Below are 465 nucleotides of genomic sequence, written 5' to 3' on the forward strand. Positions count from 1 at the left end.
GTCCTGAAGATGCGGAATTGAGCAATGATCGGCATGGGGCTATATGCTTGTATAACGAAACGCTGTATGTGACAGAATTAAAGCCAATATCATGCTCGTTCGTACAATCTCTCGGAATATCGCACGAGCAAGTGGTCTGCATGGGTTGTGGGCTGTGCGTCATGGAAGCTCGATCCCACAGGTTCGGGATCCCAGCTATGCAAGAGTTGAAGATGAGGATATCAGCTTCTTCCGCGGTGTCCTAGGAGATACTGGCGTTATCACGGACAGTACAGCTTTGCAGGCACTGAACCAGGACTGGATGGGAAAGTATGAGGGCAAGAGCACTGTCGGGCTTCAACCCAAAAGTACCGAGCAAGTCTCCAAGATACTTGCGCATTGCAATGCAAGGAGGCTGGCCGTTGTGCCACAGGGAGGCAACACTGGCCTTGTGGGAGGCAGCGTCCCTCTATATGACGAGATTGT

The 465-nt window shown here is 51.6% G+C and carries 1 protein-coding gene; it reads left to right on the forward strand.

Annotated elements, in window-relative coordinates; genetic code table 11:
- Window positions 1-154: 154 nt before the first annotated feature.
- Window positions 155-465, forward strand: a 311-nt coding sequence (locus RJ05_RS33135) for an FAD-binding protein (RefSeq protein ID WP_162140647.1), incomplete at its 3' end; no start/stop codon positions are given.

The sequence above is a fragment of the Nocardia cyriacigeorgica NBRC 100375 genome (genome assembly GCF_000308555.1).
Classification (GTDB): Bacteria; Actinomycetota; Actinomycetes; order Mycobacteriales; family Mycobacteriaceae; genus Nocardia; species Nocardia cyriacigeorgica.